Source organism: Agarivorans sp. B2Z047 (assembly GCF_023373605.1).
GTDB classification, from domain to species: Bacteria; Pseudomonadota; Gammaproteobacteria; order Enterobacterales; family Celerinatantimonadaceae; genus Agarivorans; species Agarivorans albus.
In genome coordinates, this window is the sequence record NZ_CP088080.1 from 1,210,855 (window position 1) to 1,225,482 (window position 14,628).

Below are 14,628 nucleotides of genomic sequence, written 5' to 3' on the forward strand. Positions count from 1 at the left end.
AATTTTTAATCAATAAGACTAAATGGAACCATTGCTATGTCTAAGATCTTTGACGCAGTTAAGCCAGGTGTAATCTCTGGTGATGACGTACAGAAAGTTTTCGAAATTGCTAAAGAAAACAAATTCGCTTTGCCAGCAGTTAACGTAGTTAACACTGACTCAATCAACGGTGTTCTAGAAGCTGCTGCTAAAGTTAAAGCTCCAGTTGTAGTTCAGTTCTCTAACGGCGGTGCAGGTTTCTTCGCTGGTAAAGGTCTGAAACTTGAAGGACAAGAAGTACAAATCAAAGGTGCTGTAGCTGGTGCTAAATACGTTCACGCAATTGCTGAATCTTACGGCGTTCCTGTGATTCTTCACACTGACCACGCTGCTAAGAAATTGCTACCTTGGATTGACGGCCTACTAGACGCTGGTGAAGAGTTCTTCGCACAAACTGGCAAGCCATTATTCTCTTCTCACATGATTGACTTAAGTGAAGAGTCTCTAGAAGAGAACATTGAGATCTGTGGTAAGTACCTAGAGCGCATGGCTAAAATGGACATGACGCTAGAAATTGAACTAGGTTGTACTGGTGGTGAAGAAGACGGCGTAGACAACTCTGATATGGACGCGTCTGAGCTTTACACTTCTCCAGAAGACGTAGCTTACGCTTACGAAAAACTTAACCCAATTAGCCCTCGTTTCACTATTGCGGCTTCTTTCGGTAACGTACACGGTGTTTACCAAGCGGGTAACGTTGTACTTACTCCTACTATTCTTCGTGATTCTCAAGCTTACTGTGCAGAGAAATTTGGTATTGCACCAAATGCACTTAACTTTGTTTTCCACGGTGGTTCAGGTTCTTCAGAAGCTGAAATCCAAGAGTCAATTGGTTACGGTGTTATCAAAATGAACATCGATACTGATACTCAGTGGGCAACTTGGAATGGTATCCGTGAATATGAAGCGGCTAACCGTGAATACTTGCAAGGTCAAATCGGTAACCCTAAAGGTGCTGACCAACCTAACAAGAAGTTCTACGACCCACGTGTTTGGTTACGCGCTGGTCAATCAGGCATGGTTACTCGCCTAGAAAAAGCTTTTGCTGACCTAAATGCAGTAGACGTACTGTAATTTAGTCATCAAGACTTTATCAGTTAAGGCTCACCTCGGTGGGCTTTAATTGTTTTTAGCCGCCTAGTAAATACTTTTAAACTAATTAATAATCTAACACTTTTCTTTTTTGTAAACTTTTTTATACATTTTTTCTGGTTCTCAATTCTCCATTTCTAAACAATTCCAAGCATTTCATTTTTCTCGCTTTTAGTTCATGATTGTTTTACTTTAGCTTCATAAGATAATGAATTAACCCTATTTATTTTTGTTCGATGTAAAAAATAACTATGTGATTCAAGTATTTATGGTGCTTGTTAGAGCAAGATTAGAAAAATTCATTCGTTAAAACTAGCAGTATTGGCTAAAATTTATACTCTAAGTCCAATGAATTGGCGTGAGTCGCGGGCTGCGGACAGCAAGCGTATCGAAAAAGATTGAAAGGAATAATCAAATGGAACAGAGCATTGCAACTTCAAGTGCAACGATTGTATCTATTCAGGGCCAAGCGTTTGCCGTAGATGCCCAAGGCAACATTAGACCCCTCCAAGCGGGAGATACTATTGCGCCTGGCGAATTGATTATAACTTCTCAAGGCGCGCAACTTGGTTTTTATTATGGTGATGACCAATATGTGCTGGGTGATAATAGTGCTACTCAATTACCAGAATTTGATCCAAGCCAAACACTTTCGCAGTTAAATGCAGCTAATGACCTTGATGTAGAAGCGCTACAACAAGCCATTTTGGAAGGGGCTGACCCGACTGAACTATTTGAAGCTACTGCTGCAGGTGGTGCCCCCGCAGGAGATGGCTCCTCGGCCGGTAATGGTGGATTTGTAACTATTGAAAGAATTGGCGTTGAGACCATCGCTCAAGCTGGTTTTGATACGCAACCTCCTGCTACCAATTCTGAACTCGCAGACACAGACAACGAAGCTACAGAGCCCTTAGCAATTAATAACTCATCTAATGAGCCAACCCCTCCAGCACCAAGTCCTGATCAAGTGCCAACAGTTAGCTTAAGCGTACAAGCTATTACTGAAGGGGCCGTTGATACTGATACTGTTGTGGCTACATTTAGTTCTAGCGATCCCGATGGTGATGAGATCATTCATAGCCTAGTTAATGATCCTCAAGGCTTTTTTGTCATCGATGGCAATGAGATAAAGCTAACTGAAGCGGGAGTGGCAGCAGTAAATGATGATCAGCTAAACCTCACGTCTTTAAACATTACGATACAAGCTGAAGCAAATGGATTGACTGCAAGTGACAGTGCTGATGTAAGCATCGCTCGCACTGATGATGGAGTTACACCTCCGGTTGACCAAGGCCCAAGCATTAGTGTCACCGCAGAAACGCTCACTGAAGAATCCGTGTCTACCAACACCGTGGTTGCTAACTTTACGTCTAGCGACCCAGAAGGTGACGCCCAGACCTACGCCTTGCTCAACAATGGCGATGGCTACTTGGTGCTTGATGGCAACCAAGTCAAACTGACCGATGCCGGTGTAGCCGCGGTTAACAATGACCAGCTGAATTTATCAGAGCTGAACGTTAGTGTAGAAGTTACTGCCAATGGAAAGACGGCCAGCGACAGTGATACATCTGCCATTACTCGTGTGGATGAAGGCCCAAGCATTAGCGTGACCGCTGAAGCAGTGACCGAGGAATCTGTGTCTACAGACACCGTGGTTGCTAATTTTACGTCCAGCGACCCAGAAGGTGATGCGCAGACCTATGCCTTGCTCAACAATGGCGATGGCTACTTGGTGCTTGATGGTAACCAAGTAAAACTCACCGATGCCGGTGTGGCCGCGGTTAACAATGACCAGCTGAATTTATCAGAGCTGAACGTTAGTGTAGAAGTTACTGCCAATGGAAAGACGGCCAGCGACAGTGATACAGCTGCCATTACTCGTGTGGATGAAGGTCCAAGCATTAGCGTGACCGCTGAAACGCTCACTGAAGAATCCGTTTCTACTGATACTGTAGTAGCTAACTTTACGTCTAGCGATCCAGAAGGTGATGCGCAGACTTACGCCTTGCTCAATAATGGCGATGGCTACTTGGTGCTTGATGGCAATCAAGTCAAACTGACCGATGCCGGTGTGGCCGCGGTTAACAACGATACTCTCAATCTCTCCGAACTTAACATTAGTGTAGAAGTGACCGCTAATGGCAAGACGGCCAGCGACAGCGATACGGCCGCCATTACCCGTGTGGATGAAGGTCCAAGCATTAGCGTTACTGCTGAAGCAGTGACCGAGGAATCTGTGTCTGCAGACACCGTGGTTGCTAATTTTACGTCTAGCGACCCGGAAGGTGATGTGCAGACTTACGCCTTGCTCAACAATGGTGATGGCTACTTGGTGCTTGATGGCAATCAAGTCAAACTGACCGATGCCGGTGTGGCCGCGGTTAACAATGACCAGCTGAATTTATCAGAGCTGAACGTTAGTGTAGAAGTCACCGCCAATGGCAAGACGGCCAGCGACAGCGATACGGCCGCCATTACCCGTGTGGATGAAGGTCCAAGCATTAGCGTTACTGCTGAAGCAGTGACCGAGGAATCTGTGTCTGCAGACACCGTGGTTGCTAATTTTACGTCTAGCGACCCGGAAGGTGATGTGCAGACTTACGCCTTGCTCAACAATGGTGATGGCTACTTGGTGCTTGATGGCAATCAAGTCAAACTGACCGATGCCGGTGTGGCCGCGGTTAACAATGACCAGCTGAATTTATCAGAGCTGAACGTTAGTGTAGAAGTCACCGCCAATGGCAAGACTGCTTCTGCCAGCGATACGGCAGATGTTATTCGGGTGAATGATGCACCTACCACCAGTAACGTAGTGTTAGACCCAGTGGCTGAAGATGCAGTGGGTGGTCGAGTGATCACCGAAGCCGAACTCTTAGCTAATGCCGGTGATATCGATAATGACCTAGCGGATTTATCGGTGAGCAACCTAAGCCTGATTGGTAACGGCACGCTCACCAACAATAACGATGGCACTTGGACGTATACGCCAGCTGAGAACGATGACGGCAGCGTGAGCTTTAGCTACGACATTAGCGATGGTGAGGCCACTATCAGCACCGGGACTGCCGATTTAGACATTACCCCCGTGAACGATGCACCTACCACCAGTAACGTAGTGTTAGACCCTGTGGCAGAAGATGCAGTGGGTGGGCGAGTGATCACCGAAGCCGAGCTCTTGGCCAATGCCGGTGATATTGATAATGACCTAGCGGATTTATCGGTGAGCAACCTAAGTCTGATTGGTAACGGCACGCTCACCAACAATAACGATGGCACCTGGACCTACACGCCTGCTAAAGACGATGATGGCAGTGTGAGCTTTAGCTACGACATTAGCGATGGTGACGCCACCATCAGCACTGGGACTGCCGATTTAGACATTACGCCAGTGAACGATGCACCTACCACCAGTAATGTGGTGTTAGACCCAGTGGCAGAAGATGCCGTGGGTGGTAGAGTTATTACTGAAGCGGAGCTCTTGGCTAATGCCGGTGATATTGATAATGACCTAGCGGATTTATCGGTGAGCAACCTAAGCTTGATTGGCAACGGTACTCTGGTTAATAATAACGACGGCACCTGGACGTATACGCCAGCTAAAGACGATGACGGTAGCGTGAGCTTTAGCTACGACATTAGCGATGGTGAAGCGACCATCAGCATCGGGACTGCCGATTTAGACATTACGCCTGTGAACGATGCACCTACCACCAGTAATGTGGTTCTCGACCCAGTGGCGGAAGATGCCGTGGGCGGTAGAGTGATCACCGAAGCCGAACTCTTAGCTAGTGCCGGTGATATTGATAATGACCTAGCAGATTTATCGGTGAGTAACCTAAGCCTAATTGGTAACGGTACTCTCACCAACAACAACGACGGTACTTGGACCTATACGCCAGCTGAGAACGATGACGGTAGTGTGAGCTTTAGCTACGACATTAGCGATGGTGAAGCGACCATCAGCACCGGGACTGCCGACCTAGACATTACGCCTGTGAACGATGCGCCTACCACCAGTAATGTGGTGTTAGACCCAGTGGCGGAAGATGCAGTGGGTGGTCGAGTGATCACCGAAGCCGAACTCTTAGCTAATGCCGGTGATATCGATAATGACCTAGCGGATTTATCGGTGAGCAACCTAAGCCTAATTGGTAACGGTACTCTCACCAACAATAACGATGGCACCTGGACCTACACCCCAGCTGAGAACGATGACGGTAGCGTGAGCTTTAGCTACGACATTAGCGATGGTGAAGCCACCATCGGCACAGGTACTGCCGACTTAGACATTACGCCTGTGAACGATGCATCTACCACCAGTAATGTGGTGTTAGACCCAGTGGCGGAAGATGCAGTGGGTGGTCGAGTGATCACCGAAGCCGAACTCTTAGCTAATGCCGGTGATATCGATAATGAGCTAGCGGATTTATCGGTGATCAACCTAAGCCTAATTGGTAACGGTACTCTCACCAACAATAACGATGGCACCTGGACCTACACGCCTGCTAAAGACGATGATGGCAGCGTGAGCTTTAGCTACGACATTAGCGATGGTGAAGCGACCATCAGCACAGGTACTGCCGACCTAGACATTACCCCTGTGAACGACGCACCTACCACCAGCAATGTGGTGTTAGACCCAGTGGCGGAAGATGCAGTGGGTGGTCGAGTGATCACCGAAGCCGAGCTCTTAGCTAATGCCGGTGATATCGATAATGACCTAGCCGATTTATCGGTGAGCAACCTAAGCCTAATTGGTAACGGCACGCTCACCAACAATAACGATGGCACTTGGACGTATACGCCAGCTAAAGACGATGATGGCAGCGTGAGCTTTAGCTACGACATTAGCGATGGTGAAGCGACCATCAGCACAGGTACTGCCGATTTAGACATTACCCCAGTGAATGATGCGCCAGACGCACAAGATGATAGCTTTGCTAACATTGCATCATCAGAGACAGTTTTGCTTGACCTTGTTGCTAACGATAGCGACTTGGAAGGCGATGCAATCAGCGTTAAATCAATTCACGGTACAGATCTAACTCCTGGTGTCGCTCAAAGTATCTCTGTACCAAATGGAGTGGTGAATGTAACTGCTGCTGGAGTTATCAGTTATACAGCCAGTGCAAATGGTAGTGGCTTAGTCGAGTTTTCATACGTTTTACAAGATGAACATGGCGCGGAAAGCAGCGCTGATGTAAGTGGCAATGTCGTTAACTTGTCCAATGACAGCGCTCAAGTATATGAGTCAGGTTTAGCTAGTGGTTCTGCACCTAGTGCTGAAACTAGCTCAGCCACAGGTAATTTATTAGCAAATGATGATGGCTTAGTTGACGGTTTAGAGTTAAGCAGTGTGATATATCAGGGTATTCCGCATACTGCTGACGCGAATGGCGTAATTACGATTGATACTGCTCAAGGGCAGTTAAGCGTTTATACCCAAGACTATAATGGTTTTAGCAAGGGTGATTACGAGTATCAGCTAGAGAGCTCAAGTTTAGATGGTGATGGAGTAAGCGAAAGCTTCAACTATTTGGTGGCTAATCCAACTTCGGGCTTTGTTACTCAAGCAAGCTTAGAAATAAGTATTGAAGACGATGCTCCAATTGGCCACGACCTTTCTCATAGCTTAGAATCAAGCCCCTTATTGGTAACAACCAACCTTGTTCTGGTTTTAGATACTTCTGCCAGTATGACTAATGGTGAACACGGTGATGGCTTAAACTACCTAGAAATCGCCGTTAAAGCTTTGTCTAATTTAATAGAGCAAGCTGATGCTGCAGGTAACGTTAATGTGCAAATTGTTGGCTTCTCTGATTCTGTAATAAGCAGCGGCTGGATCAGCGACAACGTTGAAGACGCTTTAAGCTATCTACAGGATTTAAGCTCAGGTGGTGGTACTCACTACGATATTGCGCTTAATGAGGTGATTTCAAGCAGTACCAGTGCTCAGCAGCCAGATGCTGATAATACCTTGCTGTATTTTATCTCTGATGGTGAGCCAAACTTTGGTTACGGTATTGATGATACTGTTGAGTATAATGGCTCCAATGGCCTTGCAGCATGGGATGAGTTTGTTCAAGACAATATTGATACAAGCTACGGCATTGGTATTGGTCAGGCAGATTTAGATGTATTGAAGGATGTGGCTTCAGAATCCGCGACAGATGAATTTGCCTTCATCGTTGATGATGTAACAGACTTATCTTCCACACTTGTTGAAAGCTACCTTGAAGCTGAAGTTGATGCTTCACTTGGTTTACTGCAAACCGCCTCTACAGACGGCTTCATGGTTGGTGCTGATGATGGCTACGTAAGTGCCATAACAGTAGACGATGTGACGTATAGCTATGATCCTAGTGCAGTTCCTGAGCAAGAGAAAAACGTAAGTATTACTACTGCTTTAGGCGGAGTTCTGCTGCTTAACTTTGTAACCGGTGCATACTCTTATGAGCTTGATGTTGGTGGTGACGGTTGGGGACAACAAGAAAACATTGCGGTAACCGTAACCGATTTTGATGGTGACACAAGCTCTATTAATATCGAGATTAACACTGTATTTGAAGCAGTGGTTGATGCTAACCGCGACGTGATTATTACTAATCAAGATGGTAGTAGCACCATAAGCGTACCAAGCCTAGCATTACTCTGGAACGATACTGGCGATGACATCAGTTTTGATGGAGTAGGCAGTGCCGTTGGTGGTTCGGTAAGTGGTAGTGATGAAATCTTGTTTGATTCAGATGACGGAGTTGGCCTAGGTATTCACGATAGCAACTTTGAAACCGAAGAGTTATCGATTATCGCAACTGCTGAAGATGTAAGCTTTGTTGATTTTAATGGCCACGATGCGGTGGACTTAAGTGACCGTTCTCTATTTAGCCTAAATGATGGAAATATTCCTCAAATCGTATCGGGGGGGTATTCATTCACCTACCAAAGTGAGTTGGTAAATGATAACGACCCAGTAACAAATGCCGATGAAGATTGGATTAAAGTAACTTTAGCGAAAGGTGAAGTGCTGTGGGCAAATATGGCCACTATTTCTGGTCAAGAAAGAGTCAAAGTAGATGCTTTCATTTATGATGCAGAGGGGAATCTTTTAGTCACTGATAACGGCACTACCAAATTCCAAGAAGATTGGCAGGGACCTAGAGGTAGCTTTACTGCAACCGAAGAAGGTGAATATTACATACAAATCGTTGCCGATGGTGACACCGATAGCGGTTTTTATCAGATGCATCTAACCATTGATGCCAGCAGTGCTGTTTATCAAAAATTAGCGCTTACCGATACCCAAGAAGAATTTGAATACAGCATCATAGGTGATGGTGGTGCCTTAGATACAACCACTGCAGAGCTTATTGGCGTTCAAGGTAGCTCAATTGATGGTGGCGAGGGTGATGAAGTACTTGTAGGCAATGAGGCGGCTAATGTTATCGATGGTGATGCCGGAGATGATGCCTTAGTTGGTTATGCGGGTGACGACCAACTTGATGGTGGTGTTGGTGAAGACTTGCTGATAGGTGGCCAAGGTAATGATATTCTTACCGGTGGTGATGACAGTGACATGTTTGCTTGGTTAGAGGGTGATGATCAAGGTAGCAGCAATGACACAATTACCGACTTCACGCTAAAGGATGATAGTGATCCAGATAATTCGCCTGACGTGCTTGATTTAAGTGATTTGCTGCAAGGTGAAACAGAGGCAAGCTTAGAATCGTATCTGTCTTTTGAAACCGTAAATAATGGCGGCAATGTTGAGACGATTATCTCAATCGATAAAGACGGCGCCAGCAATGGTGAAAGTGTTCATCAAACTATTACCCTTAAAGATGTCGACTTCTCAGGCATGAGCGATAGTGAAATTTTGAGCCAATTAATTGAAGATCAACAGCTTAATGTAGATAACTAGCCGCTTAAGGTTTGGGAAATTGTAGATTCAAGAGTAAGCTAAGGCTTACTCTTGATGTTTTTGTTTATGGAAAGGACGCTCGGTGCAGGACGCTAACCCACAGCAGCAATATCGCGATTTAGATTTAACCGCAGAAAGAACAGACCCTTTACTGAGTAGTTTAGTGTTTTTATCTAAGTATTACGGTAAACCTTTTTCTGCGCGCGCTCTATCTGCTGGCCTGCCTTTAGAGGAAGGCTTGCTTACACCAGCCTTATTGCCTCGTGCCGCTTTGCGTGCCGGTATGGACGCCTCTATTGTTAAAAAGCCAATTAACAAAATACCTGAATTGCTCTTACCTTGTATTTTGCTGCTAAAAGATGGTCGTTCTTGTGTGCTGCTTTCACGAACTGAAGAAGGCATAGAAGTCGCTTGGCCGGAGCTTCCCGATAGTCATGAACACATCTCTTTAGATAAGCTTGAACCAGATTACACTGGCTTTTGCTGTTATGTTCGCAAGCGTTATCGCTTTGATGCTCGTTCTCCAGAGTCATTAAGCAATAAACAAGGCCATTGGTTTTGGAATACCCTGCGTCGCTCAGCGCCCATTTATCGTGATGCCTTGGTCGCTTCCTTGTTTCTTAATTTGTTTGCCATAGCCTCCCCACTGTTTGTAATGAATGTTTATGATCGGGTGGTACCTAACTCGGCGATTGATACCTTATGGGTACTTACCGCAGGTATGGCCTTGGTGCTGGTGTTTGATTTCGCTCTCAAGCAAATGCGCGCTTACACCTTAGATTTAGCGGCGAAAAAATCTGATATTTTGCTCTCTGCGCGGATCTTCGAAAAACTACTCAATATCAAAGCGGAAGTGCGGCCGCCTTCGGTGGGGGCTTTTGCTAAGAACGTACAAGAATTTGATTCCATTAGGGAGTTTGTTACTTCGTCAACCATTGCTGCCTTGATCGATGTACCGTTTTCCTTGCTGTTCCTATTGGTCATCGCCATGGTGGCTGGGCCATTAGCTCTGGTGCCCGCTGGTGCCGCTCTACTGATGCTACTTTACTCTTTTTACATTAAACGCAAAATGCATCAAGAAGTTGAGTTGGGTAGTCGCTTTGCCAGCCAAAAAAATGCCCATCTGATCGAAAGCCTAAATGGCATTGAATCCTTGAAATTAGCTGGGGCCGAGAGTCAGTTTCAACACAAGTGGGAAGAGCTAGTAGGTAACATCGCCACTTGGAACATGGCTATTCGCAAGCTAGCCACATCGGTAGGTAACGTTAACGCCTTTGTTTCACAAAGTACCACGGTATTGATAGTGGTTGTTGGGGTATTCCAAATCTCTCAAGGTGAGTTATCGATGGGCGGCTTGGTTGCTGCTGTTATGCTTACTGGTCGCGCCTTAGTGCCATTCTCTCAAGTTTCACTACTCGCAACACGTTATAACCAAGCACAATCTGCATTGGAAAACCTCGAAGATATTATGCAATTACCAGATGAGAACTTAGAGCGTTATATGCATCGTTCTCATTTTGACGGAGCAATCAGTTTTACGGATGTGAGCTTTACCTATCCTGGTAGCGATCAGCAAGTACTTAAGAATGTAAGCTTCTCTCTAAAAGCCAAAGAAAAAGTTGCGATTATTGGCAAAATTGGCGCTGGGAAAACCAGTTTAGAGAAGGTCTTGTTGGGGTTTTATACACCTCAGCATGGCGCTATTCGCCTAGATGGTGTGGATCTCAACCAAATTAGCCCAGCAGATATTCGGCAAAAAATGGGCTGTTTACCGCAAGACATCAATCTGTTTTTTGGCTCTATTCGTGAAAACATCACCTTAGGCGTGCCGCATATTGAAGATGAGTTAATCTTCCGAGCTGCCGAATTGGCTGGTGTTACTCAATTTACCGATGTGGACCCAGAAGGCTTAGACAGACAAGTTGGTGAACGGGGTCAATATCTGTCGGGTGGGCAGCGCCAAGCTGTCGCCTTAGCACGAGCACTGTTGTTTAATCCGCCAGTATTGGTATTGGATGAACCAACCAGCAGCATGGATGCCTACTCAGAAAACCTCGTCAAAAAACGCTTGAAGCAAGTCGCTGAAGATAAAACTTTTGTATTGATTACCCACAAGATGTCGATGTTGGATTTGGTTGATCGGATTATTGTTCTAGAACGAGGCCAAGTGGTTGCCGATGGTAGAAAAGAAGAAGTACTAGAGTTGTTGCGTAGTGGTAAAGTGAGGGCGCCAAATGAGTAAGCGCAAGCAGGACCTCTCGGAAGCTGAGCTAAAGTTTGTTGACGATATTAATGCTGCTATTTTGATGAAAACGCCACGTCGCTCTAAGCGTTTGTTGTGGCTTATTTTTGTTTTGCTAGCTTGCGCACTGTATTGGGCTCACTGGGCCAAAGTTGATGAAGTTACAGTAGGCAGCGGTAAGGTCATTCCTTCGCAACAAATTCAAACTATTCAGAATCTAGAGGGTGGTATTCTCAAGCAGATTTTGGTTAAAGAAGGAGAGCAAGTCGAGCCAGCCCAGCCCTTATTGTTAATTGACGATACCCGCTTTCGTTCCGACTTTAGAGAACAACAACAACGGGTGATTAACCTAGAAGGCGACGTGGCTCGTCTTAAAAGTGAAATTGCCAGTATTCAATTAAACCCTGAATTACCAACGCAGCAGTGGCGTGATCAAGTGCAAGTTGTTGAGGTCGACATCGCCTTTGATGATGAGTTTAAACAGCAATACCCCTCAGAAGTCACCGGCCAGCAGCTGCAAAAGTCAGCACGTTTAAGCGCATTACAAAATCAGTTATCCATTACTGCTGGTCAAATAGAGCAAAAGCAGCAAGAGCTACTCGAGCTTAAGTCCAAAATTACCCATGTAAATACCAGTTACAATCTCGTCCTAGAAGAATTGCGAATTACCAAGCCTTTAGCCGAAGAAGGCATTGTCTCGCAAGTTGAGATATTAAAACTACGCCGCCAAGCCAACGATTTAAATGGTGAGTTGCAAAGTAGCAAGTTGTTAGAACCTAAGATCAACAGCGCCATCGGCGAAACCATTTATAAGCGCCGAGATATCGCTCTTAACTTTCTTAGTGAGGCTCGCCGTGAGCTCAACCAAATTGAAGCAGAGCTACAACCTTTAAGCGAGGGGCAGGTTGGCTTGCGTGATAGGGTTGATAGAACCTCGGTGGTTTCTCCGGTAAAAGGCACGGTAAAGAAAATCTACATCAATACCGTTGGCGGCGTCGTCCAGCCAGGTATGAGCATCATGGAAATTGTCCCGATCGAAGATAACCTTTTGGTTGAGGCGAAAATTCAGCCAAAAGATATTGCATTTCTTCGGCCAGGGCTTAAAACTGTTGTTAAATTCAGTGCTTACGATTTTTCTATCTACGGTGGATTGGACGGCCAACTAGAACATATTAGTGCCGACACCATTTTGGATGAAGAAGGGAATAGTTATTATTTGGTCAGGGTACGAACCGATAAAAACTATTTAGGGAATGATGAAGCGCCATTGCCTATTATTCCCGGCATGCTATCTAGTGTAGATATCATCACTGGCAAGAAAAGTATTTTAGATTATTTGCTAAAACCAATAATTAAAGCGCAACAATCAGCGCTACGCGAACGATAAGAAAGTCTGTTTGCTAACCCTTTGGTTAGCCTACGACAAGGAGTGTTAATGAATAAGCTGACCTTAACCCTAGCGTCTGGTCTATTGATGTCTTGTAACTTGGCTTCAGCACAGTCATTGGAGCAAGCGGTAGCTAAAGTGCTTACCGAGCATCCACAGCTGCAGTCATCTTTTAATCAATTTAAGGCCAGCAGCGAGCAATACCAAAGTGCCAAAGGCGGTTACTACCCAACGGTAGATCTCACCGCTGGTGCAGGTTGGGGCCAACGGGAAACTGAAACTCTGGGCGTAAATAGTGCTAATCCCACAGAAATTGGCGTGAGTATTCGCCAGCTTCTATTTAGTGGTTTTGCTACATCTGGAGAGGTTACTCGTACTGAAAACGAAACCTTGGCCGATCAATGGCTATTATATAACGATGCTGAAAACATCGCCTTGCGAGTGGTTGATGTTTACCTAGAAGTAATTAAGCAGCAACAGCTATCGGAACTTGCCGAAAGTAATCTGCAAACTCACTTAGCCATTCAAAAAGACATTAAAAAACGCACCGATTCGGGCGTGGGTTCTAGTGCTGATTTAACTCAAGTAAATGGCCGTGTTGCCCGAGCAACCACCAACTCGTTATCGGCAAAAAATAACTTGATGGACGCGCAAACTCAGTTTTTGCGAGTGGTTAACGAATTACCCAAAGATTTAGTGCAACCGGGGGCCGATGTGGCCTTGCTACCTGCAGACCTTGATGCAGCGCTTGCCGCGGCTTTAGATGTGCACCCAACCCTTAAGTCGGCTCAATACGACGTTGCTGCCGCGAACGCACAAACCACCGTAGCTAAAGCAAACAACTATCCTGAAATTGCCTTGGAGTTAGATGGTAACTGGGATCGCAACCAAAACGGTATGGATGATACTAAAGATTATGAGTTAGCCGCGATGCTCCGCCTGCGTTACAACTTGTTTAACGGTGGCAGTGATGCAGCGGAAATTCGCCGTAGTGCTTACGATGTTAATCGTGCAAAAGCCGTGGGCGAAGACGCACATCGCCAAGTTAGCGAGGGTACCCGTTTAGCTTGGAATGCTTGGGATGTATTGGTTCGTCAAAAGTCCTTTCTGCAACAGCATGTTGAAGCGAGCTTTCAAACCGTTGAAGCCTACAAAAAGCAATTTAACTTAGGCAAACGTAGCCTGTTAGATGTACTGAATACCGAAAATGAACTATTTGAAGCGCAAAATGAATTCATTAGTGCCGACATTGATGAACTTCGCGCGAAATACCGTTTACTCAATGCCACAGGCTTACTGCTTGAGGCTTTACGTGTTAATCGACCAGAGGACTGGACTTTTTAATGAAAAACAAGAGCTTAATTGTCGCAGCGGCTGTTTTGGCCTTAACTGCGTGTAGTCAAACTGCTGATACTTACCAGGCTGAGCCTGCTAATTACGACCGCCAAGACCAAGATGGTGATGGCGTTATCAATGAACGCGATCTTTGCCCGGATACCGAAGCGGGTGCAGCGGTTGATAACGATGGCTGTTCAGAGTTTCAAAGCGTAGATGATGGTTATGAGTTGATGGTCTTTTTTGGCCACGATTCAAGCAAACTAACCGATGAATATGCTCCGCAGCTTCAACAAGTTGCCGACTTTATGCAGAAGTATCCAGAGGTGAAAATCAGTGTTGAAGGCTACGCTAGCGCTAGTGGCAGTAAGTCTTACAACCTTAAGCTGTCTAAACGTCGTGCCGCGAGTGTACGCCAGCAATTAATTGATGACTACGCTGTGAGCGCAGAGCGCATTGAGCTAGAAGCAATTGGGGAAGAGGAGTTGTTGGCTGCTGGTGATTCAGAACAGGCAGAAGCAGCTAATCGCCGAGCTCGAATTTTTGTACAAGAACAATACCGCGAAGCGGTTCCTCGTTGGTCAATTTATACGCCGCACTTAAAGCAGCAATAGG

6 protein-coding genes are annotated in these 14,628 nt (G+C 45.7%); all 6 read left to right on the forward strand.

What is annotated here, in order from left to right; all coding sequences use genetic code 11:
* Positions 1 to 36 precede the first annotated feature (36 nt).
* Complete coding sequence (fbaA, locus tag LQZ07_RS05690) at positions 37 to 1,113, forward strand: class II fructose-bisphosphate aldolase (protein ID WP_016400870.1); 1,077 nt, start codon at positions 37 to 39, stop codon at positions 1,111 to 1,113.
* Between the two features lie 433 nt (positions 1,114 to 1,546).
* Complete coding sequence (locus LQZ07_RS05695; protein WP_249483559.1) at positions 1,547 to 9,049, forward strand: retention module-containing protein; 7,503 nt, start codon at positions 1,547 to 1,549, stop codon at positions 9,047 to 9,049.
* 82 nt (positions 9,050 to 9,131) lie between these two features.
* Positions 9,132 to 11,291: a type I secretion system permease/ATPase gene (locus LQZ07_RS05700; RefSeq protein ID WP_249483561.1), complete on the forward strand. Its 2,160-nt coding sequence runs from the start codon at positions 9,132 to 9,134 to the stop codon at positions 11,289 to 11,291.
* Entirely contained in the window at positions 11,284 to 12,678 is a 1,395-nt protein-coding gene (locus LQZ07_RS05705) for an HlyD family type I secretion periplasmic adaptor subunit (protein ID WP_152780436.1), read from the forward strand. Before LQZ07_RS05700 ends, LQZ07_RS05705 begins: the two co-directional genes overlap by 8 nt.
* 48 nt (positions 12,679 to 12,726) lie before the next feature.
* A complete protein-coding gene (locus tag LQZ07_RS05710) occupies positions 12,727 to 14,022 on the forward strand; it encodes a TolC family outer membrane protein (protein ID WP_152780434.1) in 1,296 nt (431 codons plus the stop codon).
* Positions 14,022 to 14,627: an OmpA family protein gene (locus LQZ07_RS05715; RefSeq protein WP_016403954.1), complete on the forward strand. Its 606-nt coding sequence runs from the start codon at positions 14,022 to 14,024 to the stop codon at positions 14,625 to 14,627. Before LQZ07_RS05710 ends, LQZ07_RS05715 begins: the two co-directional genes overlap by 1 nt.
* The last annotated feature ends 1 nt before the right edge of the window (position 14,628 follow it).